Source organism: Streptomyces sp. NPDC005004 (genome assembly GCF_053600675.1).
On the sequence record NZ_JBSGAH010000014.1, the window covers coordinates 66,764 to 91,716 of the forward strand.

The following is a 24,953-nucleotide window of genomic DNA, read 5'->3' on the forward strand; positions in this document are numbered from 1 at the left end:
GTCAGGAGAAGCTGATGTTCTGGGCGAGGGCCACCTCACCCGAGTAGTTGACGACGCCGGTCGACCGGCGCATGTACGCGTGCCACGCGTCCGAGCCGCACGCCCGGCCGCCCCCGGTCTCCTTCTCGCCACCGAAGGCGCCGCCGATCTCCGCCCCCGACGTGCCCAGGTTCACGTTCACCAGTCCGGTGTCCGCGCCGACGGCGGACATGAAGATCTCGGCCTCCTGCTGGTCCCGCGTGAAGATGCTGGCGGACAGGCCCTGCGGGACGTCGTTCTGCAGGGCGATGGCCTCGTCGAGCGTGTCGTACGTCAGCACGTACAGCAGCGGCGCGAACGTCTCCTCCCGCACCACGGGGGAGTGCGCGTCGATCCGCACGACCGCGGGCCGTACGTACGCGGCTTCGGACTCGGGGGTCGTCTCGACCCGGTCGCCGCCGACCAGCAGTTTTCCGCCGTCTTCCGTGACCCGGGCGATCGCCTTCCGCATCGTCTCGAGCGGAGCCCGGGAGATCAGGGGGCCGACGAGCGTGTCCTTGTCGAACGGGTCGCCGACGGGAAGCCGCTCGAAGGCGGCGGTCAGCCGCGGCAGCAGCTCGTCCACGACGTCCCGGTGCACGATGAGCCGCCGCAGCGAGGTGCAGCGCTGCCCCGCGGTGCCGGCCGCGGCGAAGAGGACCGCGGGCAGGGCGAGTTCGAGGTCGGCGCTGGGGGCGATGATGGCCGCGTTGTTGCCGCCGAGTTCCAGCAGGGAGCGCCCGAAGCGCGCGGCCACCCGGGGGCCGACGGCCCGGCCCATCGGCACCGAGCCGGTGGCGCTGACCAGCGCCACCCGCGGATCGTCGACGAGCGTCTCGCCGGTCTCCCGTCCGCCGAGCAGCAGGTGGTGGATGCCGGCCGGGGCGCCCGACTCCTCGGCGGCCCGGGCCAGCAGCCGGTCGCAGGCCAGCGCGATCAGTGACGCCTGCTCGGACGGCTTCCACACGACGGTGTCCCCGCAGACCAGCGCGACCGTGGTGTTCCAGGACCAGACGGCGGCCGGGAAGTTGAACGCGGAGATGACGCCGACGACACCCAGCGGGTGCCAGGACTCGACCATCCGGTGCCCGGCCCGCTCGGACGCGATGACCCGCCCGTACAGCTGCCGGGAGAGGCCGACCGCGTAGTCCGCGATGTCGATCATCTCCTGGACCTCGCCGTACGCCTCGGCCCCGATCTTGCCGACCTCCAGGGTGATCAGCTCGGCCAGGTCCTCGTGGTGCTCGCGCACCAGATCGCCGAAGCGGCGCACGACGTCACCGCGGCGCGGAGCCGGCGTGGAACGCCAGGCGAGGAACGTTTCGTGGGCGGCGGTCACGGCCGCTTCCGCCTCCGCCGCGCCACTGCCCTTCAGCCCGAACAGGTCCTCTCCCGTGATCGGCGTCCGGGCGTACAGGTCGTCGCCCTCCGGCACCACCACACCGATGCGGTCCAGGCACGCGAGGGCACGCACACGCAGGTCGTCCGTGGAGGGCAGGGCAACGGTGGTCATGCAGGGCTCCTGACAAGGTGAGGCGGGCCGCGGTCGGCGGAGTTCCTGACGTTCGGCAGCCCCTAGCACACGTCGGCACGGACGGTCCCGGCAGCCCCCGGTTCGCGTGACAGGACAGCTCGCCGTTCGCGTCGTAAGTTCCTGGCGCAGGGCGCAGGGGGCCCTGTTCGCACCGGCGATGGAGTCGTATAGATGCACACCGACAGCTCGGCCAGGCAGGACAGCGTGATCGATGCGGTGGATCGGCCTGTCTATGACCCGTTCTCCTGGGAATTGCACGAGGACCCCTACCCGGTCTATGCCTGGATGCGGGAGAACGAGCCGGTCTACCGGAACGAGGAACGCGATTTCTGGGCGCTGTCCCGGCACGAGGACGTGCTCGCGGCGCTGCGCAGCCCCAAGCTGTTCTCCAACCGCAACGGCATCTCCCTGGAGACCGAACTGTGGGGACCCGAGGCGTACAAGACCAGCTTCTTCCTCGCCATGGACCCGCCGGAGCACGGCAGGCTGCGCACCCTGGTGTCCAGCGGCTTCACCGCCCGGCACGTCACCGGGCAGGAGGCCCGCATCCGCAGGATGGCGCGTGACCGGCTGCTGCCGCTGCTGGAGCAGGGCGAGTTCGACTTCGCGAGCGACTACGCGGCGGCCCTGCCCAACGACATCGTGTGCGACATGGTCGGCATCCCCGCCGCCGACTGGGACCTCATCCGCGCCGACACCGACATGCTGAACATGCGGGGCGACGGTGAGGAGGACCGCCCGGCGGGCTCCGTCCAGGCCGCCCTGCGCCTCGCCGCGTACTTCGTCGCGCACGTCACCGAGTTGCGGCGCAAGCCCGGCCACGACCTCACCTCGCACCTTCTGGACGTGCGGGTCAAGGACCGGCCGCTGAGCGACTCGGAGATCGTCGCCTTCCTCTTCCTGCTGATCACCGCGGGGAACGAGTCGACGGGCAAGGTCATCGGGAACGCCTGGTACCACGGCTGGCTGCACCCCGACGTGAAACGGGCCGGCCTGGAACACCGTCCCGACGACTGGACGATGGAGACCCTGCGCTACGACTCGGCCAGCCAGATGGTCGCCCGGACCGTCACCGAGGACACGGTGCTGCACGACGTCCTGCTGCCGGAAGGCAGCCGCGTCGCCATCCTGCCCGCCTCCGGCAACCGCGACCGACGGGTCTTCTCCGACCCCGACCGCTTCGATCTGGACCGGGACACCAGCCAGCTCATCAGCTTCGGACACGGTCCGCACTACTGCCTGGGCGCCGCCCTCGCCAAGCTGGAGATCAAGATCGCCCTGGAGGAGATCGGGGCGCGTATCGCCGACTACGACATCGACATGACGTACGCCCGGCGCGTGCACTCTCCGCACCAGCGCGGCTATGCCGTGCTGCCCACCTCGGTGACCCTGCGCGACAAGCCGCGCCCCCTGCCGGACGTGCCCGCCCTGTAGGGGTGGAGACGCCCCCGAGGGCCGACCACCCGCCGGCGGCCGGCCCGCTCGGTGCCCGTCGCTAAGACCCGTCCGTGACGGCGGTCAGCAGAATGCCGTCACGGACGGTGAAGCGACCGCGCAGGGTGGACCACCGGACACCGTCCACGACCGGGCCGGGGACCAGCAGCCGGGCGCTGAAGGCGAAGGCGTCGGGGTCGACGGTCAGCTCCGCCTCCGAGAAGTCCAGCCACTCACCGGTGAGCGGGAACCATGCCTTGTAGACGGACTCCTTGGCGCTGAACAGCAGCCGGTCCCAGGCGATCCCGCTATGCGCGGGCAGCGCGGACAGCATGGTGTGTTCGCTCGGCAGGCCGATCGTGCGGAGCACCCCCTCGGGCAGGGGCTCGTTCGGTTCGGCGTCCACCCCGAGCGCGGGCACGTCCCCGCGCAGCGCCACGGCGGCGCCGCGGTAGCCGGCGCAGTGCGTGATGCTGCCCACCACCCCGTCGGGCCAGAGCGGCTCGCCGCGCTCGCCCTTGGGGATCGGCGCGAGTCCCACTCCGAGGACCTGCAGCGCCTGCCGGGCGCAGTGCCGTCCCGTGATGAACTCGGCCCGCCGTTGGGGCACGGCCGAGGCGACGTGCACCATCTCCTGCGGGTGGTACGGGACACCGGGCGGGTCCCCCCTGAACTCTCTCACCGCGACCTTCGGCGGCAGGATGTCCGCGAGCACGTTCAGTCCTCCTGGAGGGGCAGCACCTGGCGGGCCCCCGGATAGTCGCCGCGGGCGGTCCACTCGCGCGGATAGCCGACCGAGACCTCCATGAACGGCACGCCGTCGTGCCACGTGGTCCGGCGAATGTGCAGGTGGCCGTAGACGACGGCCGCGACGTTGAAGCGGGTGTGCCAGTGCGCCGTCCGGTCGGTGCCGCACCACAGGGCGAACTGCGGATGGCGCAGGACCAGGGTCGGCTCCCGGACGAGCGGGAAGTGGTTGACGAGCACCAGCCGGCGGTCCGGGTCCAGTGCGGCCAGGCGGCGCTCGGTCAGTTCGACGCGCGCGTGGCACCAGGCGACGCGGTCGGGATAGGGGTCCGAGTGCAGCAGCGCCTCGTCGGTGCAGACCACACCGGACTCCCACGCCTCGTCCAGCGCCTGTTCCCTGGTGACGCCCGCGGGGCGGAAGCTGTAGTCGTACAGCAGGAACAGCGGCGCGACGGTCACCGGCCCGCCGGGGCCCTCCCAGACGGGGAAGGGATCCTCCGGCGTGTCGACGCCCAACTCCCGCGCTGTCTCGACCAGTTGTTTGTAGCGGACGTCCCCGCGCTGGGCGTCGCCCTCGCCCCGGGTGGTCCACAGCTCGTGGTTGCCGGGGGTCCAGATCACCCGCGCGAAGCGGTCGCGGAGCAGACCGAGCGCCCATGCCAGGTCGTCGATGCGCTCGGCCACGTCGCCCGCGACGATCAGCCAGTCGTCGGGCGAGGTGGGCCGCACGCGCCGGAGCAGGTCACGGTTCCTGCCGTGGGAGACGTGCAGATCACTGATCGCGAGGAGTCTGCCGCTCATGGTTCCCTTCCCCCAACGCCGCCGCGACGACCGTGGCGAGGATCTCCGGCTGCTGCTGCAGGAAGTAGTGGCCGCCTCCCGGAATGGTCGCCAGGTCGACGGAGGAGCCGAAGCGCTCCCACACCCGGTGCCTGCGCTCGTAGCGGGGAGTCTCCGGGTCGTCCGTGCCGATGACCACGGTGATCGGGGCCGCCAGCGGCTCGGTACGGCGGCGGCGCGGCCAGTGCTCGCCGAAATAGGCCTGCGCGGCATCCGCGTCGTGCCGGAACGCCCGCATGACGAAGGCGAGTTCGTCATCCCGGACCACTCCGCCGAATCCGCCGAGCGACTGCAGATAGCGCAGTTCCGCCTGGTCGGCTTCGGGTCCCTCGCGGCGGCGCCGCGCGAACCGGCTCCCGTAGTACGGGTACGACGCGCCGAGGAAGAGCCGTTCGACGTCGCGTCCGGCCGTCTCCAGGCGACGCACCACCTCGACGGCGAGCGCCACCCCGACGCAGTGCCCGTAGACGGAGACCGGCCCCGCCACGTTCTTCAGGACCTCGTCCGCGACGCTCTGCGCCACCTCCTCCAGAGGCCGCAGCTCCGGGTCGCCGCCGAGTTCATGACCGGGCAGTGCCACGGCCAGCAGGTCGATCGCGGGATCGAGACTGCCCGACAGGGGCTGGTAGCCGATGGCGCTGCCGCCGCCGAACGGCACGCACACCAGGGTGTGCGCGGCCGTTCGGTTCCGCGGGCGCGGGGTCACCCGCAGCAGCGGTCCGGGCTCGTCGGTCGCTTCGAGGGCCGCCGCGAGCTCGCGGACGCTGGGACAGGCGGCGAGCAGCCCCACGCTGGCGCCCTCGATCCGGCGTACCGCGCGGACGGCGGTGAAGGAGTCGCCGCCCAGGTCGAAGAAGCTCGCGGTGACGTTCACGGCGGGCAGGCCCAGCAGGTCCCGGAAGACCTCGGCGATGCTCTCCTCCCGCGCTGACGCGGGCGCCTCGACGGCAGCCGCCTCCGCGGCCGGCGCGGGATCGGGCAGCGCCTGCCGGTCCAGCTTTCCGTTGTGGGTGAGCGGCATCGCCGACAGGACGGTGACCGTGCTCGGAACCATGTAGCGGGGCAGAGCCGCCCGCAGGGCGTCGTGCAGGACGGCCGGGTCCGGGCTGTCACCCGTGACGTACGCGGCCAGGCGCGTCCCGTCCCGGACGGTCACCACCGCTTCGCGGACCGAAGGCTGGTCGAGCAGCACCTGCTCCGCTTCGCCCAGCTCGATCCGGTAGCCGTGGATCTTGACCTGGTGGTCCATCCGGCCGAGGAACTCCAGCGTTCCGTCCCGCAGCCGGCGGACCTTGTCGCCGGTGCGGTACAGCCGTCCGCCGGGGCCCGCCAGGTCGTGCGCGATGAACCGTTCGGCGGTCAGCGCCGGACGGTTCACATAGCCGCGTGCCAACTGCACGCCGCCGAGGAAGAGTTCGCCCGGAACCCCGGGCTGGGCGGGCATCAGGCGCTCGTCCAGTACGTACGTCCCGGTGTTCGCGACGGCGTCGCCGATCGGGACCACGCCGGCCGGCGCGGGGCGCGCGCAGTCCCACCAGGTGACGTCGACGGCCGCCTCGGTCGGTCCGTACAGATTGTGCAGCTCCACGTGCGGGAGAGCGCCGCGGAAGCGTTCCACCAGAGGGTGGGGGAGCGCCTCGCCGCTGCACATCACCCGGCGCAGGGCAGGGGCGTCGACGGGCTCGTCGAGGAAGAGCTGGAGCATCGAGGGCACGAAGTGGGCGACGGTGACACGCTGTTCGGTGAGGACGCGGGCCAGATAGGCGCTGTCCTGATGCCCGCCGGGCCGGGCGAGAACCATGGTGGCCCCGTTCATGAGCGGCCAGAACAGCTCCCACACCGACACGTCGAAGCTCAGCGGAGTCTTCTGCAGCACCCGGTCGTCGGCGCCGAGCGGGAACGTCTCCTGCATCCACAGCAGTCGGTTGACGATCGCGCGGTGGGTGACGACCACGCCCTTGGGACGGCCGGTGGAGCCGGAGGTGAACAGCACGTAGGCGGCGTCGTCGGGGCCGCCCGGACCGGTCGCGCGCGGCACCTCGGCCCGGTCCGCCGAGGTCAGGACCTGTTCCGCCCCGGCCCGTACGGCCCTCTCCACGTGGTCCGGCGAGGCGAAGGCCACCGTCATGCCCGCTTCGGCCGCCACGAAGGCCAGGCGCGCGGGCGGCAGCGAGGGCTCCAGGGGCAGATAGGCGGCGCCCGTGAGCAGGGTGCCGAGCACGCCCGTGACCATGTCCAGGCCGCGTTCGGCGCAGACCCCGACGAACCGGCCGGGGCCCGCCCCGGCCGCGGCGAGCGCGTCCGCCGCCCGGCGGGAGCGTTCGAGCAACTGCGCGTAGGTGAGGGTGCCGTCGTCGGCGTGGACGGCGACCGCGTCGGGGGTGGCCGCCGCTTGCCGCTCGATCAGCGCGGCGAGGGTCTGCTCCGCGTCCGGGTACCGCACGCCGGCCGGCGGAGCGCTCTGCGCGGGTCCGGCGGCGGCCGTCATGACGCCGTCGACCGTCCCGGCGTCGGTGAGGGCCTCCAGGACGCGGTAGAAGTACCCCATCATGTCGTCGACCGCGCCCGGCTCGAACCGTTCGCGGTGGAAGACGAGCCGGATCACCGAGGCGGGTGCCGGTGTCACGATCAGGGTCAGCGCCTCGCTGGTCTTCTCGAAGTCGTTGACCGAGCGGACCGAGAACTGTTCGGCCAGCTTCCCGTCGCCGATGGCGAGCGGGTAGTTGTCGAGGACGACGACGCTCTCGAACAGCGGCTCGTTCCCGGGCAGGTTCGCCCAGGACCGGATCTGCGCCAGGGGCGCGTACTCGTACCGCCTGGCCGTGGAGTGCGCGGTCTGGACCTCCCGCAGCCAGTCGCCGAGCCCGCCACCGTCGGGCACGGTGATCCGGATCGGCAGGGTGTTGATGAACGATCCGACCATCTCGTCGACGCCCCGCAGTTCGGCGGGGCGTCCCGAACTGGTGCAGCCGTAGGTGACCTCCGCGTCCCCGCTGAAGCGCCGGAGGACCAGCGCCCAGGCAGCCTGCAGCAAGGTGCTGAGGGTGACTCGGTTGCGGGCGGCGACCCTGCGCAGCCGCTCGTCGAGGGCGGCCGGCAGCTCCCTGCGGACCTCCTCGACGGCGCCGGGACCGCGTCGCGGGTCGAGCCGCAGCAGTGGGCCGAGGCGACCGCTGCCGGCCGAACCCGCGAGGGCACCGGTCCACCAGTCCTGGGCCGCCCGCATGTCCTGGGACTGCAGCCAGGCGATGTAGTCCCGGTACGGGGCGGGCGCGGGCGGTGCCGGAACTCCCGCGAGCAGGGACTGGTACCGCCGGATGAAGTCGCCGAGGACGATCGGCACCGACCAGCCGTCGAGCAGCAGCATGTGGTGGGTCCAGACGAACCCGTGGCGTCCCTCGCCGAGCCGGATCAGGTGCAGCCGCTGAAGCGGCGGCCGCTCCGGGTCGAAGCCCACGGCCCGGTCCTCGGCGAGCAGTCGCTCGAACCTCTCCCGCTGCTCGTCGGCGTCAGCGGCCGACCAGTCGTGCCGCGTCAGCGCGCCGGGCGGTTTGCGGTGCACCACCTGGAGCGGCTTGTCGAGGCCTTCCCAGTGGAAGGAGGTCCGCAGCGCGGGATGCGCGACCACGACCTGCTGCCAGGCCAGCTCCAGCAGGTCGGCGTCGAGCGCGCCCGTGATCTCGAAGCTGCGCTGTGCGACGTAGGTGTCCGCGTCGCCGCCGTACAGGGTGTGCAGCAACATGCCCTGCTGCAGCGGCGACAGTTCGTAGACGTCCGTGACGTCGGCCTGGCTCACGGGGTCTCCTGGCCGCTCTGGAGACGGCTGAGCAGCCCGTCGAGCTGCGATCGGTCCACGCGGGCGAGCGGGAAGTCCGACGGGACGTGCGTGATGTCCCCGTCGGCCGTCAGAGCCCGCAGCTCCGCCAGGAACCGCTCCGAGAGTCGCTCCACGGTCTGCTGGTGGTGCAGCCTGGTGCTGTACTCCCAGGTGACGGTCAGCCGGCCGCCGCTGACCGAGGCGCGGACCGCGAGCGGGTACGGGCGCCGGCCCAGCGGACTCGTCGCGGGTCCGGCGGGTCCGAGCGCGGTGAAACCGTCCGTGGCCGGTGACGGCTCGTGGAGCTGGCCGGTGTACTCGAAGAGCAGCTGCGCCGGGGAGTCCGGCACCGGGTCGTTGCCCTGGCGCAGCAGCTCCCAGCCGAGCCCGCCCTCGGGGACGGCCCGCAGGGCTTCCTTGACCGACTTCAACGTGGTCTCGGGCGTGCCGTCGGGTTCGCTGACGAGACCGACCGGGTGGACGGTGTCCAGCCAGCCGACGGTGCGCGCCAGGTCGATGTCCCCGAAGATCCGGTCACGGGTGTGCCGCCGCAGGTCGACCAGGGTGCGCGGGGAGCCCGTCCAGTCGCCGAGGGTGCGGCTGAGGGCCGCCAGCAGAAGCTCGTCGATGCGGCAGTTGTGCGCCGCCGGGACGGCGTGCAGCAGCTCGGTCGTCTCCTCGGCTCCCAGTCGCGCGACGACCTCGCGCGCGTCGGCGGCGGTGTCGGCGTCCGGGAGCTCCGCCGTGTCGAAGGGCACCGTGCCGGACGCGTTGCCGACCAGGTCGGTCCAGTACGACCGCTGCGACCGCACCGGCTGGGTACCGGCGTACGAGGCGAGGCGGCGCGCCCAGGACTGCCAGGACGTCGTCTTGGCCGGCAGTGCGACGGTCTGGCCCGCCCCCAGCGCGAGCAGCGCGGTCCGCAGGTCCTCGACGAGGATGCGCAGGGAGGTGGGGTCGGCGACCAGGTGGTGGGCGATCACCGCCAGCTGGTCGGGGCGTCCCTCGCCGAGCCGGAAGAACTCGAACCGGACCAGCGGTCCCACGGTGGGCTTGAGACCCGCCGCCGCTTCGGCGGTCAGCTCCGTGATCCGGCGATCCTGTTCCTCGCGGTCCAGGCCGGACAGGTCGTGCGCCGTGAACGGCGTGCGCGAGTCGGGCAGGGCGATCCGGACGCGCGTCTGGACGCCGTTGAGCTGGAAGCGCTGGCGCAGGCCGTCGTGGTGGACGAGGAGCTGGACGACCGCCTGGCGCAGCATGTCCTGCGGGTAGGACTCACGCAGTTCGAGCAGCGTGGAGACGTTCCAGTGATGCGGGTCGGCGATGTCGGAGCCACAGAACCAGCGCTGCCGGGCGGTGAGCGGCGACGGTCCGCTGACGACGCCCTGCTCGGCGTCGATGACCGGGGCCGCCGTGGTCACCGCGGCGAGCATGGCGACCGTGGGGTGCTCGAAGAGGTCGAGCGGGGAGATCCGGATGCCGATGTCCTGCGCCTGCGCGACGACCTGAATGGCCAGGATCGAGTCGCCCCCCAGCTCGAAGAAGTTGTCGTGCACGCTGATGCTCTCGGTGCCGATGACACCGGCGACGATCTCGGCGAGCTGCTGCTCGACAGGGTTCTGCGGAGCGACGAAGTCCGCCGCCTCGGCGGGGCGTTCGTCGGTGGGGGCGGGCAGTTTCGCGTGGTCGACCTTGCCGTTCGGGGTCAGCGGCAGGGCCGGCAGCTCCACGAACGTCGCGGGCACCATGTACGGCGGCAGTTCCTTCTCCAGGAACTCGCGCAGGACGCTCGCCGCGGGCGCGGGTGAGGTGCGCGGCACGATGTAGGCCACGAGTCGCTTGTCCCCGGGCTCCGGCTCGTGCACGACGACCACCGACTCAGCGATCTCGGGGTGCAGGCTGAGGTTCGCCTCGATCTCCGCGGGCTCGACCCGGAAACCGCGGATCTTGACCTGCGTGTCGGCGCGGGACACGAACTCCAGGTTTCCGTCGGGCCGTTGGCGCACCAGGTCGCCGGTGCGGTACAGGCGGGCGCCCGGGTGCGCCGGGTCCGGGTCGGCGACGAACCGCGCGGCGGTCAGACCGGGGCGGCCGTAGTAGCCGCGGGCCAGGCTGATGCCGCCGATGTACAGGTCGCCGATGCTGCCGACGGGAACGGGGCGCAGCCGGTGGTCCAGGATGCGCAGATCGGCCGAGGGCAGAGGGGTGCCGATCGGCAGGTTGGGCCAGTCGCGGCTCTGGTCGACCGGGTCGACGCGGAAGAAGGTCGAGCTGACCGTCGTCTCCGTCAGGCCGTACACGTGCATCAGCGGCACGCCGAGCGGCTCCCACATCGTGATGCGGTCGGGCAGCACCCGCTCGCCGCCGATGATCACCAGGCGGAGCCACTCCGGGAGTTCGCGGTTCTCGCGCCGCAGCGACCGGGTCCACTCGTGCCAGTACGCGGTGGGCAGTTCCATCACCGTGACGCGCTCGCGCTCGGCGAGCTCCGCGAGGTCGGCGCCGCCGCCGAGCAGCCGCTCGGCCGGGATGACCACCGCGCCGCCGGCCAGCCAGACGGGGAACAGCTCCTCCACGAGGACGTCGAAGCTGGGCGACGCGAACTGCAGGAACCGGTCCCCGCTGCCGAGCCCGAAACGGTCCACGACGTCACGGGCGAAGGTCGCCAGGGAGCGGTGCTCGATCTGGGCGCCCTTGGGACGGCCGGTCGAACCCGACGTGTACACCATGTACGCCGTCGAGGCGGGGTCGGGCAGCGTGGGCAGATCGTGTGCGGGCCGGTCCAGGGGCGCGTCCACGAGGACGACTTCGCCCGACCACGCCTCGCCCGCGGCCGTCGGCGCGCCGTCCGCCTCCTTCTCGACGATCAGTACCCGCACGTCGGCGTCGGCCAGCATGAACGTCAGTCGCTCCGCCGGGTAGGACGGGTCGAGGGGGACGTAGTAGCCGCCGGCCTTGAGCACCGCGAGGATCGCCACGGCCATGCGGGGCGAGCGGTCGAGCAGGATGCCGACGGGCACCTCGCTTCCCACACCGCGTTCGCGCAGTTCGTGCGCGAGCCGGTTGGCGCTGCGGTTCAGCTCCGCGTAGCTGAGGGCGGTTCCGCCGTGGACGACCGCCGTGGTGTGCGGGGCGAGGGCCGCGCGCCGCTGGAAGAGCTCGACGAAGCCCGGGCCGTGGTCCGTCACCGCGGCGGGGACCGGGGCCGTCGCCGCGGCGACCGGGCTGACGATGAACTCGACGTCGCCGACCGTCGTCTCGGGCGCCGTCACCAGCTGACGCAGCACGTTGACGAACTGTGAGGCCAGCAACTCCACCGTCTCGGTGTCGAACAGCTCGGTGGAGTACTGCCATTGCAGGGAGACGGTGTCGCCGCGCGGCATCGCGAACAGGGTCAGGTCGATGGAGACCGGTCCGATGTCCATCGGCTCCGGCGCGATGGTGAGGTCCGGCACCTCCAGGGTGCTGGCCGGGGCGGTCAGGACGTTGATCATCACCTGGATCAGCGGGGTCTGCGACGCCTCCCGGCCGATGCCCAGCTGTTCGAGGAGCCGCTCGAAGGGCAGGTCCTGGTGGTCGTAGCCGGCGGTGGTGGTGTCCCGGGCGGCGTGCACCAGATCGCGCAGCGTCTGGTCCTGGGCGAGCCTCATCCGCAGGGGCAGCAGGTTGGCGAAGCAGCCGATGAGCTCCTCGGTCTCCACCCGGTTGCGCCCGGAGATGGCCGAGCCGATCACCAGGTCGTCCTGGTTCGAGTACCGGTGGAGCAGCACGGAGAAGGTGGCGAGCAGCACCATGAACAGCGAGGCGTTCTCCCGCTCGCTGAACACCTTGAGGTCGCTGCTCAGCTCGGGCGTGAGGTCGATGTGGTACTGGGCGCCCTCGAAGGTCGGCCGGGCGGGGTAGGGCCGGTCGATGGGCAGGGAGAGGCGGGTCGGCACGCCCTCCAGCGCCTGCTTCCAGTAGGCGAGTTCGGCGCTGATCCGCTCGTCGGTGAACTCCCGCGCCTGCGCGGCGGCGAAGTCACCGAACTGGATCTCCAGTTGCGGGAGCGCGCCCGTGCCGCCACCGCGGTAGGAGCCGTACAGGGCCACGAACTCCCGTACGAGGATGGCCATCGACCACGCGTCGGAGGCCGCGTGGTCGGTCGTGAACAGTGCCACATGGGTGTCCGGGGCCAGCCGCAGCAGCTGGATGCGCAGGCGCTGGGGGTCCTCCGGGGCGAAGGGGCGCACCAGCTCGGCGTCCGCGCGCCGCCGCACCTCGGCGGGCTGCTCCTCGGCCGGCAGGTCGGACAGGTCGACGAGCGGGGTCGGCACGGGAGTGACCGGCTGGACCACCTGCACGGGGGTGCGGCCGTTCATCTCGACCGTGGACCGCAGCGCCTCGTGACGGTCGACGATCTCCGTCAGCACTCGGCTCAGCAGGGAGAGGTCGAGGTCGCCGACGAGCCGCAGCGCTCCGCCGATGTTGTTGGAGCCGCGGATCCGGCCGGTGGTCCACTCGCGCAGCTGGGCGAAGGACAGCGGGGTCGGCGTGTCGCGGTCGCGCGGCGTGATCCGGTCGACCGCGGCGGGCCCGCGCGCGGCCGCCATTTCCGCGAGCCGCCGCTCCAGCAGCTCCCGCTTGTCCGGGGAGAGGGCGGCGATACGGGATTGCAGGTCGTCAGTCATCGGGCAGCCACCGTTCGGGAGTCTTCGCGCAGCACCTGTTCGAGGGAGGAGAGTCCTGCTGTCAGCTCGGCGGTGGTGCCGCCGAAGCCGAGCCGGGCGTAGGAGCGGAAGTCCTCGCCGAAGCACATGCCCGGAACGAGCAGCACCCGGTGCTCCTCCGCGAGCCGTCGGCACGAGCGCTCCACGTCGGGGAGGCGGGGGAACTCGACGAAGGTCGTCACGCTGCCGTCCGGCGGGGTGAGCCGCACCAGTTCGGGCAGGCCCGTCGCCCAGTCCCGCACCAGCTTGAGGTTGGCGTTCGCGTGCTCGCGCTGGAACGCCACGATCCGGTCAGCGTTGCGGATCGCCTTCTCCGCGAAGAACTCCAGGACGGGGGAGACGTACAGCGCGATGTAGTCACGCAGTACCGCCATCTCCTCGTGCAGTTCGCGCGGTGCCAGACACCAGCCCACCCGCATACCGGCCAGCCCGTAGCTCTTGGAGAGGGTGCCGAAGGAGATGACCTTGTCGTAGCGGTCGTGCGGCAGACGCAGGGGGTCCCCGGTGTACGTCATCTCGCCGAACGCGTTGTCCCAGACCAGCCACGCGCCCGACGCGGCCGCGATGGCGATGAGCTCGTCCTGCTCCTCGGCGGTGATCGACACCCCGGTCGGGTTGTGCGGGAAGTTCACCACGATCATCCGGGGTCCGGACGCGGCGAGTTCACGCAAGCGCTCCATGTCGGGGCGGAAACCGCGGTCGGCGCGGAGCGGCCAGCGGGTGATCCGGCACCCCTTCGACGCGGCTATGTCGTACAGCTGCTGGTAGGCAGGGTCGACGACGATCACCTCGTCGCCCGCTTCGAGCAACGTGTGCATGACGATGTAGATCGCCTCGCTGGACCCGTGCGTGACCATCACCGGATCGACGTCGCCGCCGGTCCAGCGGTCCGCGAGCGCGGCCCGCAGTCCCGGCCCGCCGTACGCCTCGCTGTCGTGCAGCACCAGCGAGTCCAGCTCGGACAGCTCGAAGCCGCAGAGCGTGCGCAGTTCCGCCATGGACAGGTCGCGCACCCCGCTGCTGCCGATGTCGTGATCGACTTTGTGGTAGTAGTCGCGCATCCAGGCTTCCAGCTTCGCAACGGCGATGCCCATACGTAATTCCACTCTGTTCGCGGCCACTTCGAACGGGAACTGCGGAGCCGAAAGTCGACAGATTCCCCAGTCTCGGCCAGCCTCGTTCACCGGCTCGGCGCCCGCATGTCGTCCTTTCATGTGACACCGCCGCGCGGAGTCGCTGCGGGTAGTTTCTGGTCCACATCAGGGCCTTCACGCCGCCCGAGTTCAACGAGGAAGCAGGTGGTCGACCGGTGGACTTCGAGATACACACCAGTGACCGACCGACGCCGGCCCGGGAGCGCGAGTCGGTCCTCGGATCACCCGGGTTCGGCCGGGTCTTCACCGACCACATGGTGACCGTGCGCTTCGACGAGGAGCGCGGCTGGTACGACGGGCGGCTCGAAGCGTACGCCCCCATCAGTCTCGACCCCTCCGCCTCCGTGTTCCACTACGGCCAGGAGTGCTTCGAGGGCATGAAGGCGTACCGGCAGGACGGCGGCGGCATCGCGCTGTTCCGGCCCTCGGTCAACGCGCGCCGGTTCAACCGCTCCGCGGAACGCCTCGCCATGCCCGCCCTCCCCGAGGAAACCTTCCTGCGGGCTCTGGAGCTGCTGGTCACCCACGACGCCGCCTGGGTCCCCTCCGGCGAGGGCGAGAGCCTCTACCTGCGCCCCCTGATGATCGCCACCCAGCACGAGCTGGGCTTCACGCTTCCCTCGCGGAGCTATCTGTTCGTGGTGTTCGCCTCGCCGGCCACCGCCTACTTCGGCGCCGGCGAACGGCTCCGGCCGCTGACGGTGTGGCTGTCGGAGGAGTACACCCGGGCCGCGCCCGGCGGCACCGGCGCCGCCAAGGTCGGCGGCAACTACGCCGCGGCCTTCGCCGCCCAGCGCCAGGGCGTGGCGGAGGGCTGCGACCAGGTGGTGTGGCTGGACGCGGCCGAGCACACCTGGGTCGAGGAGATGGGCGGCATGAACATCTTCTTCGTCCTGCGCGAGGAGGACGGCAGCAGGCCGCGGATCGTCACACCTCCGCTGACCGACACGCTGCTGCCCGGCGTGACCCGCGACTCCCTGCTCCGACTCGCCCCCGAACTCGGCCTCGACACCGAGGAACGGCCCATGTCGGTGCCGCAGTGGCAGGAGTTGTGCGCGTCCGGGAGGATGACCGAGGCATTCGCCTGCGGGACGGCGGCCGTCATCGCCCCGATCGGCCGGGTCAAGGGAGCGGGCGGCAAGGGGTGGACCATCGGGGACGGCGAGCCGGGCCCCGTCACCCGACGGCTGCGCGAGGAGCTGCTCGGCATCCAGTACGGGCGGCTGCCCGACCCGCACGCCTGGGTGCACAAGGTGGGCTGAGTCCGTGTCCCGCCCCCGGATGTCGTCCTTTCATGTGACACCACGCGGGAGTTCCACGCGGATAGCGTCGGCTCGACGTCCCACGACAAAACGGCCACCCCTTCTCGCAGTTCGTCGATATCTCCCGGCAGCGCCGGCGCTCCCCTCGAAAAACACGGTGCGGTATTCCCGTCCGGGCCGCACCCATTCCAGCTGCCCATTCAAGGAGCCCATGCAATGAATCCCTTCGACGATTCCAACGGGACCTTCGCCGTCCTCGTCAATGCCGAGGAACAGCACTCGCTCTGGCCGGTCAAGCTGGACGTCCCGGCCGGCTGGACGGCCGTCCACGAGGGCACCCGGCAGTCCTGCCTGGACTACATCGACGAGAACTGGACCGACCTCCGCCCGCTCAGCGCGCGCCAGGACCCCGCGGCGGTCTCCGCCTCCCGTTGAGCCCGCCCGGCATCGGTGACGCAGAGCCGAGCAGAGAAGAACAAGGTAGGGAATCAGTGATGGGCAGCCTTCAGTCAGCTCGCTCGCCGCGCTGTGTGCACGACATGGTCGCGGAGCAGGCCGCGCGGACCCCCGAGGCGACCGCGATCAGCCACGGCGACCGCAGCCTCAGCTACCGGCGACTCGACGCCGACGCCGACGCCGTGGCGCGGCGGCTGCGCGCGGCCGGGGTCGGCGGCGGCAGCGTCGTCGCCGTCATGCTCGACCGGTCGATCGACCTCATGGTCGTACTGACCGCGATCCTCAAGGCGGGCGGCGCCTACCTGTACCTCGACCCGGCCGAGCCGGCCGAGCAGCGCGCGCGCATCCTCGACGACGCGCGCGCCCGCTTCGCCGTCGTCGACTCCGGCACCGCGCCGCTGGCCCACGGCATCGAGCACGTGCTGTCCATCGACGACCCCGCCGAGCCCGCCGCCGACCCCGGCCTGCTGCCCGCCGCCGAGATCGGACCGGACAGCCCCGCCTACGTCTGCTACACCTCGGGCTCCACCGGGATGCCCAAGGGTGTCGTGGTCTCGCACCGCGCGATCTTCCGGCTCATCGACACCCCCGACTGGATCGACGTACGCCCCGACGACGTCTTCCTCCAGATCACCCGCGTCGGCTTCGACGTGTCGACCTTCGAGATCTGGACCTCGCTGGCCAAGGGGTGCCGCCTCGCCCTCGCCCCGTCCGGCCGGGCCGACCTGGACGAGATCGTCAAGACCATCCGCGACGAGGGCGTCACCATTCTGTGGCTGACCTCGGGTCTCTTCCACAAGATGGTCGCCCACCACCTGGACGGCCTGGGCACCGTACGGCATCTCCTCGCGGGCGGCGACGTCCTCTCCCCGGACCACGTCCGCCGGGTCCTCGCCGCGTACCCGGACCTGACGTTCACCAACGGCTACGGCCCGACCGAGAACACCACGTACACCACCTGCTGGACCACGCGCACCAGCAGCAACGAGGAACGCGTCCCGATCGGCACCCCCATCCACGGCACCACCGCCGCCATCCTCGACGACGCGATGCGCCCCGTACCGCCCGGCGAATGGGGGGAACTGTGGGTCGGCGGCGACGGCGTGGCCACCGGATACCTCAACAAGCCGGGCGCCACCGCCGAGAAGTTCGTCGCCGACATCTTCGGCGACGAACCCGGCCGCCGCATGTACCGCACCGGCGACATCGTCCGCGAACTGCCCGACGGCAACCTGGACTTCCTGTGCCGCGCCGACCGCCAGGTCAAGATCCGCGGCTACCGGGTCGAGCCCAGCACGGTCGAGACGGAGCTCCTCAAGGACCCCCGGGTCGAGGAGGCGGCCGCGCTCACGCACACCGACGGAGCCGGTGACACCCGGCTGATCGCGTACGTTGCCGCGGGCGAGCTGTCCGAGGAGGAGTCCGCGGCGCTCGGCGTGCACCTCCGCGAGAAGCTCGCCGCCGTCCTGCCCGCCCACCTGGTCCCCTGGGTGATCCTCGCCCTGCCGGAGATCCCGCTCAACGCCAACGGCAAGGTGGACCGCGGCGCCCTGCCGTCGGCCAGGATCCCGCGCAACGTGTGGAACGAGTACGTCGAACCGGCCGACGGGCTGGAGCGCCGCCTGGCCGAGATCTGGAGCGAGGCACTCGACGTCGAGCCGATCGGCTCCACCGACAACTTCTTCGAGCTCGGCGGGCACTCGCTGATGGCCGCCGAACTGCTCGCCGCACTGCAACGCGAATTCAACGTCGATCTGCCCGCCCGGACGCTGTACCTGCGCCCGACGATCGCCGACCTCGCCGAAGGACTGCGGCAGAGCGAGGGGGTGGGCTCACCCGAGTCAACACAGGAGGCCGAGCATGCTGCCGCTGGATGAATCAGCCGCCGGGGCTGTCACCCCGGTCGGCGGGTGCCCCGTCGTACCCGCCCAGCCGGCGCCCGGCTGCCCGGTCGGAAAGGCCGCCATGGGCCTGGCCGACCCCATGCTCTACAGCCACGGCGACTTCCATCCGCTCTGGGCCGAGCTGCGCGAGAAGGACCACCTCACCTGGCAGCAGGTCGACGAGGCGAACGGCTTCTGGTCGGTGGCCAATTACCACGACGCCGACCAGGTGCTGCGCGACTCCCACACCTTCACCTCCGAGCGCGGCACCCTGCTGAACATCCTCGGGGTGGAGGACCCGGCGGGCGGCCGGCAGATCGCCGCCACCGACCCTCCCCGGCACACGATCATGCGCGCCCGGCTGCAGAAGGCCATGGCCATCAAGGCCATCGAGCGCCAGGACCAGATGATCCGTGACCTCGTGCTGGAGGTCCTGCGCCCTCTTGAGGACGGCGGTCCGTTCGACTTCGCCGAGGCGATGCTGGCCCTGCCGGTCGCCGTCGGCGGCACGTCCATGGGCCTGCCTCGGGAGGACTGGCCCCGGCTGGCCAAGCTGCTCAACTCCTCCATAGCCGCCGACGACCCCGAGTACCGGCTGGAGGGCGGCACCCAGGCCACCCTCGACAACGCGCACCGCCAGCTGTTCGCCTACTTCCAGGACATCTACGGCGAGCGCCGCCGCAATCTGGGCGACGATCTCATCAGCGTCCTGATCACGACCGAGGTGGACGGCCGGCGCATGACGCCCGGCGAGGTCATGTCCAACTGCTACAGCGTGCTCCTCGGCGCCGTGGTCACCACGCCGCACTCACCGAACTACATGATGGCCGAGCACGTGGAGGACGGGCTGCTCGAAACCTGGGCCTCCGACCTCAGCGTGACGTCCACCGCCGTGGAGGAGGCCCTGCGCGTGGCGTCCCCGGTCAGCCACTTCATGCGCTACGCCGTCAACGACACCGTGATCCGCGGCACCCGGATCAAGGCGGGCGACGCGGTGGTGGTCTGGCTCGGGTCCGCCAACCGGGACCGCGAGGTGTTCGCCGACCCCGACACCTTCGATCTGCGGCGTCGGCCGAACAAGCACGTGGCGTTCGGCATCGGCCCGCACTACTGCGTCGGCCACACCGTGGCCCGGGTCACCTTGAGGATCCTCTTCACCGAACTCCTCAGCAGGTTCACCGACTTCGCGTACGCGGGGGAGAAGTCCAGGCTCCGGTCGAACTTCATCTCCGGGTACAAGCACCTGCCGATCACCGCCCGTCTGCGCTGACCACCGCGCCTTGCGACCTGGAGACCTGCCGATGAACCACCGCCCCTCCGGCCGGAACCCGTGGCTGCCCCACAGGCCGTCGGCCGACGCCGTAGCGCGGGTGTTCCTCATCCCCTATTCGGGATGCGGTGCCAGCATGTACCGCCAGTGGCCCCGTCACCGCGACGGGGTGGACTTCGTCCCGGTCGAGCTCCCGGGCCACGAGACGCGGTTCGCCGAGCCCAACTTCACCACCTACCAGGAACTCGCCCAGGCCATGATCCCCGGCCTGGAGGACCACCTGGACGTGCCGTTCGCCTTCTTCGGCCACTGCGGGTCCGCGCTCGCCGCCTACGAGGTCTCCGCCGAGCTGGCCCGCACGGGCAGGCCCGCCGCGTCACAGCTCTACGTGTCCTCCGAGGTCGCCCCCCAGGACGGACCCGCCGGCCGCTTCCTGTCGATGGACGACACGGAACTGACGGCCGAACTCGAAGGGCTGATGCGCAGGCTCGGCGGCAACCCCAGCCCGGACATCCTCTCCTTCTACCTGGAGATCCTGCGCGCCGACGTCGACACCAACAAGCGGTACATCGTGCCCGACCCGTTCCGGCTGCCCGGTCCGATCACCGCCATCGGCTGGACCGAGGACGACGAGATCCCCTACGCCGACATGACGGGCTGGAAGAAGTGCGGCGAGACCACCGCCGTCCTGCTCGAAGGCCACCACCACAAGTTCATGGAGGCACCCGACAGCCTCCTCGACCTGATGACCGCCAACCTGCTGACGGCGGCCGGACGATGACCGGCACCGCGACGCCGGGGGCGAACATCGACCGCCGCTGGTTCAAGCGGTTCGGCCGCACCGGCCCTGCCGAGACCCGCCTGTTCTGCTTCCACTTCGCGGGCGGCAACACCTCGCTGTTCCGCCGGTGGCCACAGGAACTGCCCTGGTACATCGAGCCGGTGGCGGTGCAACTCCCCGGCCGGGCCGACCGGTTCACCGAGACGCCCTACGAGCGCATGACTCCCCTCGTCGACGATCTGATCGCGGTCATGGAGCCGCACCTCGACAGGCCGTTCGCCCTCTACGGCGTCAGCATGGGAGCCAGGGTCTCCTGGGCGCTGGCCCACGCCCTGCGCGAACGCCGACTGCCGGGACCGAGAGCGCTGTTCGTGGCGGCCAGCGTGGCACCCGCGTGCGACAACGGCCAGTGGGAGTGGGACGGACGGGAGGACGGCCTCGTCGGGTACGTGCGCGACATGGGGGGCACGCCCGTCGAAGTCCTGGAGCAGCCCGAACTGCTCGCCGGGCTGCTGCCGACACTGCGAGCCGACCTGACGGTGCTCAGTACGCACGACTTCCACCCCGAGACGCCCCTGGACATCCCGGTCCACGCGTTCGCGGGCACCGAGGACCCCGAAGCACATCCCGAACGGATGACGGACTGGTCCCGTGAGACACGGGACCAGTTCAGTCTGACGCCGATCCCGGGCGGCCACTTCTTCGACGAGGAAGGCCAGCAGCAGGTCATCCGCGTGATCGTGGACCAGCTCACGTAAGCCCCGAACACGCCCGGGGCAAGGGCGACAGGGCCGCCCGGCGCAGCATCGGTGCGGCGAAGTCCGGCTGATAGGGGACTCATGACAACCGTCCGCCAACTCGAGATGCCGTGCCCGGGCCGGGACCCCAACCCCGCCGGGCGCACGGCTGCCGGGGAGTTGCGGTCCTGGGCCGACCGGTTCGGTCTCCTCCAGGACGCGAACCGTGGGGAGATCCTGAGGAGGGCGAACCCGGCGCACGTCGCCGCTCGGCTGTATCCCGACGCGCCACCCCGGCCCCTGACGCTCGCGACGCAGTGGCTCGCCGTGAACTTCCTCGTCGACGACCTGCTCGACGCCGAGGACGACTGCGGCCGCTGCGAGGCACTGGTGGACCACGTCGTCGCCGCCTTCGACGGTGCGCCGACCACCGGGGACCCCCTGATGCCCGCGATCACCGACCTGTGGCGTCGCACCACGGTGGGGCGCTCCGCGCAATGGTGCCGGACGTTCCGGGACGACTGCGCCCTGTGGCTGTGGACCTACGCCCGCGAAGCCATCGACCGGGTGGGCGGCCGGGTCCCGGGAATCGACGAGTACCGCCGCCACCGGCGTCTGTCCTCGGGAATGTTCATGTTCGCCGACCTGGTGGAGCCGGCCTCCGGCGTCGACCTGCCCTCCAGGGTCCGGCGGCTCGATGCCGTCCACACCCTGCGGGCCCGCACGTCCGAATACATGGGTCTGGTCAACGACCTCTACTCGATCGACAAGGAACTGGCGACGGGGCAGGTCCACAACGCCGTCCGCGTGGTCATGCACCGCACGGGCGTCGACATCGCCCAGGCCGTCGACGCGGTGGGGGAGATGGCGTCCGCGAGCCTGCGGGCGTTCGAGGAAGCCGCCGGCTCGGCAGGCACCTCGGAGGACGTCAGGCGGTGCGTACAGGGATACCGCCTGCTCATGCGGGGCGCGGTCGACTGCTGCGCGGAGCTGGACCGCTATGTGACTCCCGCCGTCGGACCTCAGGAAGGAACCCCGGCGTGATCACCTATCCCGAGCACTTCATGCCGTTCCCGCCGATCCCGCTCAATCCCGCTCGCGACACCTGCGAGGCACCGGTGTGGGAGTGGATCGACGCGTTCGGACTGGCCGACGACGAGGACGTGCGCCGTCTGCTGCGCCGCGCCGACCCCGCGCTGACCACGGCGCGCTACTTCCCGACGGCGGCACCCGAACTGCTCGTCTATCTGGCCCAGTTGATGGCCTGGATCTTCGTCAACGACGACCAGTTCGACGACGGCCGCCTCGGACGGGACCCGGTCCGGGGCCGCTCGGCCCTCGACGGCCGCCTCGGTGTCCTCGACGGCGCCCCGGCCTCGGGCGCGATGGAACGGTCGCTGGCGGAGCTGTGGGGGCGCCTGCCGCAGGACCGCTCTCCCGCCTGGTACACGACCTTCCGCCAGGACCTGAGCGCGTTCCTGCTCACCTACGGCGTTGAGTTCGACGAGCGGAGCAGGGGGCGGATACCCACCCTCGACAGCTATCTCGCACACCGCCGCGACACGGCAGGAACGCGCTGGTGCGCCGACCTGACGGAGGTCGCCGTCGGCGTCGATCTCCCCGAGGACGTTCGACTCCTGCCTGCCTACCGGGCGCTCAAGGACGCCGCCGCCGAGCACTGCGGACTGTTCAACGACATCTACTCGGTCGGCAAGGAGCTGGCCTCCGAACAGATCCACAACGCGGTGCGCGTGGTGATGCACCACGAGGGCACTTCCCTGGGCGACGCGCTGAGCGCGGTGAACGACCTGGCGACCGACCGCGTGACCGCCTTCGAGAGCGCGGCGCTGGCCCTGCCCCGCTCCACCGAGACCGAACGGTGGATCACGGGCGTACGCCACCTGGTCAGAGGCAACTTCGACTGGCACTTCGAGTCCGAACGCTATCGCGGCGATCTCAACACCATCGGAGGAATGACGTGACAACCACCAACGCAGGCTTCGACGTCATCACCGGCCTCGCGGACGACCCGTACCAGTCCCGGGTCGAAGCCGTCTACCGAGACGATCCGGCGATGTGGCGCACCGCGATCGGTGGGGAACTGTGGTTCCAGTTCGGCCTCTACGACGGCGACGAGAACGCGTCGCTCGACCAGGCGGGGGAGCGCTACTTCGCCCGGCAGCTCGACCTCGCCGGGCTGCCGGAGGGCGCCCCGGTCGGACGGATCCTCGACGTCGGCTTCGGCTGGGGCACCACCCTGCTGCACATGGCCAGGCGCTTCCCCGACTGCCCCCGCATCGACGGGGTCAACATCAGCGGCCCGCAGGTGCACTACACGGCCGACCGCCTGATGCGAGCCGGTGTCGCCGACCGGATGCGGCTCTACCAGTGCAACGCCCAGGACCTGGAGCAGATACCCGACCGCGAGGCACCGTACGACCTGGTGGTGCTCCGCGGCAGCATCGGTCATCTGACACCGTCCACGCTCGAAGCCGCGATGAAGGCGATCTCGGTGCGCACGGCGGACAACGCCGTGGTGGTGATCTCCGAAACCCTCTACAACATCCCGCTCGGCGATTACCGGTCGATGATCCCCGACGAGGTGGACCGGCTGGCCTGCGGGCACCGCAAGACCCTCGCCCAGCTGATCGAGGTGCTGGAGCGGAACTCCTTCGCCGTACGCGACCTGCAGGAACTGCCGTCCGGCCCCGAGGCCATCCGCTGGCTCAACGAGATCAAGGCCAATATCGACCGCGACGACGCACTGCCCGGACACCGCCCCTTCGCCGAGATGCGGGACGTCGCCGTCAACCTGTCGGCCGCGCTGCGCGCGGGCAAGGCGTCCATCTACAGCGTCGTCGCACGACGCCTCCCCTGACCGTTCCACCGAAGGAGTCCAGCATGACTACCGCGACCTTCACCAGCGGAACGGCACCGGGCGCTCTTCCCCTCGTGGGCCACGGCCTGCGACTGCGGGGGCAACTCTTCGAGTTCCTTGAATCGCTGCCCCACCACGGCGACGTCGTCGAGATCAAACTCGGCACCCAGCCGGCCTACGTGGTCTGTCACCCGGATCTCGTCCGGCAGGTGCTGATCGACGACCGCACCTTCGAAAAGGGCGGGCCTCAGATCGAGAAGCTGCGCGAGCTGATCGGCTGGGGGCTCGCCACGTCGCCGCACGACTCCCACCGCCGACAACGGCGACTGGTGCAGCCCGCCTTCCACAAGGAGCGGATGGCGACCTACGCCGACATCATCGGTGAGGAGATCGAGGCCACCTCCAACTCCTGGACCGACGGCCTCACCACCGATGTGCAGCGCGACATGTACCGGTTCTCGGTCCGCACCACCGTGCGGACGCTGTTCGCGGCCGACATGAGCGTCGAACGCGTCGACGAGCTGCGACGGTGCATCGATACGGCGTTCGAAGGCGTGTACAAACGGGTGCTCGCGCCGCTCGGCCTGAAGGAAAAGCTCCCGCTGCCCTCCAACCGCCGCTACACGACGGCGCTCGCGACCATCGTCTCCATGCTGGACGAGGTCATCGAGCAGAACCTGGCGGCGCCGGAGGACAGCGGTGACATGCTCAGCGGTCTCACCGCCGCCCGGCACAACGGCGACAAGCTGTCGGCCCAGGAACTGCGCGACAGCGGGCTCACCGTGCTCATCGGCGGCTCCGACACCACGTCGTCGCTGCTGACCTGGACACTGCACCTGCTGGGGCAGCACCCCGACATCGCACGACGGGTGCAGGAAGAGTCCGACGAGATCCTCGCGGGGCGTACCGCGACCTGGGACGACATGGCCAGGCTCCCCTACATGAACCGCGTGGTGATGGAGTCGCTGCGGCTGTATCCGCCGGTTCCGCTCCTCACCCGCGAGACCACCCGGGACACCGAACTCGGCGGCCGTCGCATCCCGGCCGGCGCCACCGTCATCTACAGCGCCTACCTGATGCACCGCCGACCCGAACTCTTCGACGACCCCGAGCGCTTCGACCCCGACCGCTGGGCGGAGGGCGCGGCGACGCCGTGCCGGGGCGCGTACGTCCCCTTCGGCCTCGGTGCCCGGCAGTGCGTCGGCAACGACTTCGCCACCATGCGAGGCGTCCTCGCGCTCTCCACCTTCTTCGGCCGCTGGCACTTCAAGCCCGCGCCCAACGCCCCGGTTCGCCTCGCCCCCACCAGTACGGTCATCCATCCGGTGCGTCTGATGATGGAACTGCGGGCGCGGTGACCGGTCGCCCGCGGCGACGGCCCGGCCGGCCGGCGAGTCTCCCCATCGGGGAGATCCGCGGCGCGGCCGGGCCGC

At 71.1% G+C, this 24,953-nt stretch carries 17 protein-coding genes; 11 read left to right on the forward strand and 6 right to left on the reverse strand.

Annotated features, from left to right (window positions below; genetic code table 11):
• Position 1: 1 nt before the first annotated feature.
• Complete coding sequence (amaB, locus tag ACWEEU_RS21035; protein WP_451734181.1) at positions 2-1,531, reverse strand: L-piperidine-6-carboxylate dehydrogenase; 1,530 nt, start codon at positions 1,529-1,531, stop codon at positions 2-4.
• A 192-nt stretch (positions 1,532-1,723) separates the two neighbouring features.
• On the opposite strand from amaB, the gene ACWEEU_RS21040 reads away from it, so the two are divergent.
• Positions 1,724-2,986, forward strand: coding sequence for a cytochrome P450 (locus ACWEEU_RS21040; protein WP_385747428.1), 1,263 nt, complete (start codon positions 1,724-1,726; stop codon positions 2,984-2,986).
• A 61-nt stretch (positions 2,987-3,047) separates the two neighbouring features.
• Here ACWEEU_RS21040 and ACWEEU_RS21045 read toward each other — a convergent pair whose 3' ends face one another.
• The 5 genes from ACWEEU_RS21045 to vioD are packed head-to-tail and all read right to left on the reverse strand — an operon-like array spanning position 3,048 to position 14,193.
• Positions 3,048-3,701, reverse strand: a complete 654-nt coding sequence (locus tag ACWEEU_RS21045) for a 4'-phosphopantetheinyl transferase family protein (RefSeq protein ID WP_451734183.1) — start codon at positions 3,699-3,701, stop codon at positions 3,048-3,050.
• 2 nt (positions 3,702-3,703) lie between these two features.
• Positions 3,704-4,534, reverse strand: a complete 831-nt coding sequence (locus tag ACWEEU_RS21050; RefSeq protein WP_385747424.1) for a metallophosphoesterase family protein — start codon at positions 4,532-4,534, stop codon at positions 3,704-3,706.
• A complete protein-coding gene (locus tag ACWEEU_RS21055) occupies positions 4,506-8,369 on the reverse strand; it encodes an amino acid adenylation domain-containing protein (RefSeq protein WP_451734186.1) in 3,864 nt (1,287 codons plus the stop codon). Before ACWEEU_RS21055 ends, ACWEEU_RS21050 begins: the two co-directional genes overlap by 29 nt.
• Complete coding sequence (locus tag ACWEEU_RS21060; protein WP_451734188.1) at positions 8,366-13,060, reverse strand: amino acid adenylation domain-containing protein; 4,695 nt, start codon at positions 13,058-13,060, stop codon at positions 8,366-8,368. The genes ACWEEU_RS21055 and ACWEEU_RS21060 overlap by 4 nt, the downstream gene beginning before the upstream one ends.
• On the reverse strand, positions 13,057-14,193 hold the full coding sequence (gene vioD, locus ACWEEU_RS21065; protein ID WP_385747418.1) for a capreomycidine synthase: 1,137 nt from the start codon (positions 14,191-14,193) through the stop codon (positions 13,057-13,059). The genes ACWEEU_RS21060 and vioD overlap by 4 nt, the downstream gene beginning before the upstream one ends.
• 215 nt (positions 14,194-14,408) lie before the next feature.
• Between vioD and ACWEEU_RS21070 the strand changes: the two genes are divergently transcribed.
• From ACWEEU_RS21070 to ACWEEU_RS21115, 10 genes are all read left to right on the forward strand, one after another.
• Complete coding sequence (locus tag ACWEEU_RS21070) at positions 14,409-15,515, forward strand: branched-chain amino acid aminotransferase (protein WP_385747416.1); 1,107 nt, start codon at positions 14,409-14,411, stop codon at positions 15,513-15,515.
• A gap of 216 nt (positions 15,516-15,731) precedes the next feature.
• On the forward strand, positions 15,732-15,950 hold the full coding sequence (locus tag ACWEEU_RS21075) for an MbtH family protein (protein WP_385747414.1): 219 nt from the start codon (positions 15,732-15,734) through the stop codon (positions 15,948-15,950).
• A 59-nt stretch (positions 15,951-16,009) separates the two neighbouring features.
• On the forward strand, positions 16,010-17,848 hold the full coding sequence (locus tag ACWEEU_RS21080) for an amino acid adenylation domain-containing protein (RefSeq protein WP_451734191.1): 1,839 nt from the start codon (positions 16,010-16,012) through the stop codon (positions 17,846-17,848).
• Positions 17,832-19,124, forward strand: a complete 1,293-nt coding sequence (locus tag ACWEEU_RS21085; protein ID WP_385747410.1) for a cytochrome P450 — start codon at positions 17,832-17,834, stop codon at positions 19,122-19,124. The genes ACWEEU_RS21080 and ACWEEU_RS21085 overlap by 17 nt, the downstream gene beginning before the upstream one ends.
• Positions 19,125-19,155: 31 nt before the next feature.
• The gene (locus ACWEEU_RS21090; protein ID WP_385747408.1) at positions 19,156-19,905 is read left to right on the forward strand and encodes a thioesterase II family protein; all 750 of its coding nucleotides are present in this window, start codon (positions 19,156-19,158) and stop codon (positions 19,903-19,905) included.
• On the forward strand, positions 19,902-20,663 hold the full coding sequence (locus ACWEEU_RS21095; protein WP_385747406.1) for a thioesterase II family protein: 762 nt from the start codon (positions 19,902-19,904) through the stop codon (positions 20,661-20,663). Before ACWEEU_RS21090 ends, ACWEEU_RS21095 begins: the two co-directional genes overlap by 4 nt.
• Positions 20,664-20,744: 81 nt before the next feature.
• Complete coding sequence (locus tag ACWEEU_RS21100; protein WP_451734193.1) at positions 20,745-21,686, forward strand: terpene synthase family protein; 942 nt, start codon at positions 20,745-20,747, stop codon at positions 21,684-21,686.
• Positions 21,683-22,624, forward strand: a complete 942-nt coding sequence (locus tag ACWEEU_RS21105; protein WP_451734195.1) for a terpene synthase family protein — start codon at positions 21,683-21,685, stop codon at positions 22,622-22,624. Before ACWEEU_RS21100 ends, ACWEEU_RS21105 begins: the two co-directional genes overlap by 4 nt.
• Complete coding sequence (locus ACWEEU_RS21110) at positions 22,621-23,520, forward strand: SAM-dependent methyltransferase (RefSeq protein WP_451734197.1); 900 nt, start codon at positions 22,621-22,623, stop codon at positions 23,518-23,520. Before ACWEEU_RS21105 ends, ACWEEU_RS21110 begins: the two co-directional genes overlap by 4 nt.
• Positions 23,521-23,543: 23 nt before the next feature.
• Positions 23,544-24,878 carry a cytochrome P450 gene (locus ACWEEU_RS21115; RefSeq protein ID WP_385747398.1) on the forward strand — a complete coding sequence of 445 codons (1,335 nt, stop codon included), beginning with the start codon at positions 23,544-23,546 and terminating at the stop codon, positions 24,876-24,878.
• Positions 24,879-24,953 lie beyond the last annotated feature (75 nt).

Coding starts and splice junctions, on each gene's coding strand:
- amaB (WP_451734181.1), bottom strand. CDS start 1,531: ATGACCACCGTTGCCCTGCCCTCCACGGACGACCTGCGTGTGCGTGCC.
- ACWEEU_RS21040 (WP_385747428.1), top strand. CDS start 1,724: ATGCACACCGACAGCTCGGCCAGGCAGGACAGCGTGATCGATGCGGTG.
- ACWEEU_RS21050 (WP_385747424.1), bottom strand. CDS start 4,534: ATGAGCGGCAGACTCCTCGCGATCAGTGATCTGCACGTCTCCCACGGC.
- ACWEEU_RS21060 (WP_451734188.1), bottom strand. CDS start 13,060: ATGACTGACGACCTGCAATCCCGTATCGCCGCCCTCTCCCCGGACAAG.
- vioD (WP_385747418.1), bottom strand. CDS start 14,193: ATGGGCATCGCCGTTGCGAAGCTGGAAGCCTGGATGCGCGACTACTAC.
- ACWEEU_RS21075 (WP_385747414.1), top strand. CDS start 15,732: ATGAATCCCTTCGACGATTCCAACGGGACCTTCGCCGTCCTCGTCAAT.
- ACWEEU_RS21080 (WP_451734191.1), top strand. CDS start 16,010: ATGGGCAGCCTTCAGTCAGCTCGCTCGCCGCGCTGTGTGCACGACATG.
- ACWEEU_RS21085 (WP_385747410.1), top strand. CDS start 17,832: ATGCTGCCGCTGGATGAATCAGCCGCCGGGGCTGTCACCCCGGTCGGC.
- ACWEEU_RS21090 (WP_385747408.1), top strand. CDS start 19,156: ATGAACCACCGCCCCTCCGGCCGGAACCCGTGGCTGCCCCACAGGCCG.
- ACWEEU_RS21095 (WP_385747406.1), top strand. CDS start 19,902: ATGACCGGCACCGCGACGCCGGGGGCGAACATCGACCGCCGCTGGTTC.
- ACWEEU_RS21100 (WP_451734193.1), top strand. CDS start 20,745: ATGACAACCGTCCGCCAACTCGAGATGCCGTGCCCGGGCCGGGACCCC.
- ACWEEU_RS21115 (WP_385747398.1), top strand. CDS start 23,544: ATGACTACCGCGACCTTCACCAGCGGAACGGCACCGGGCGCTCTTCCC.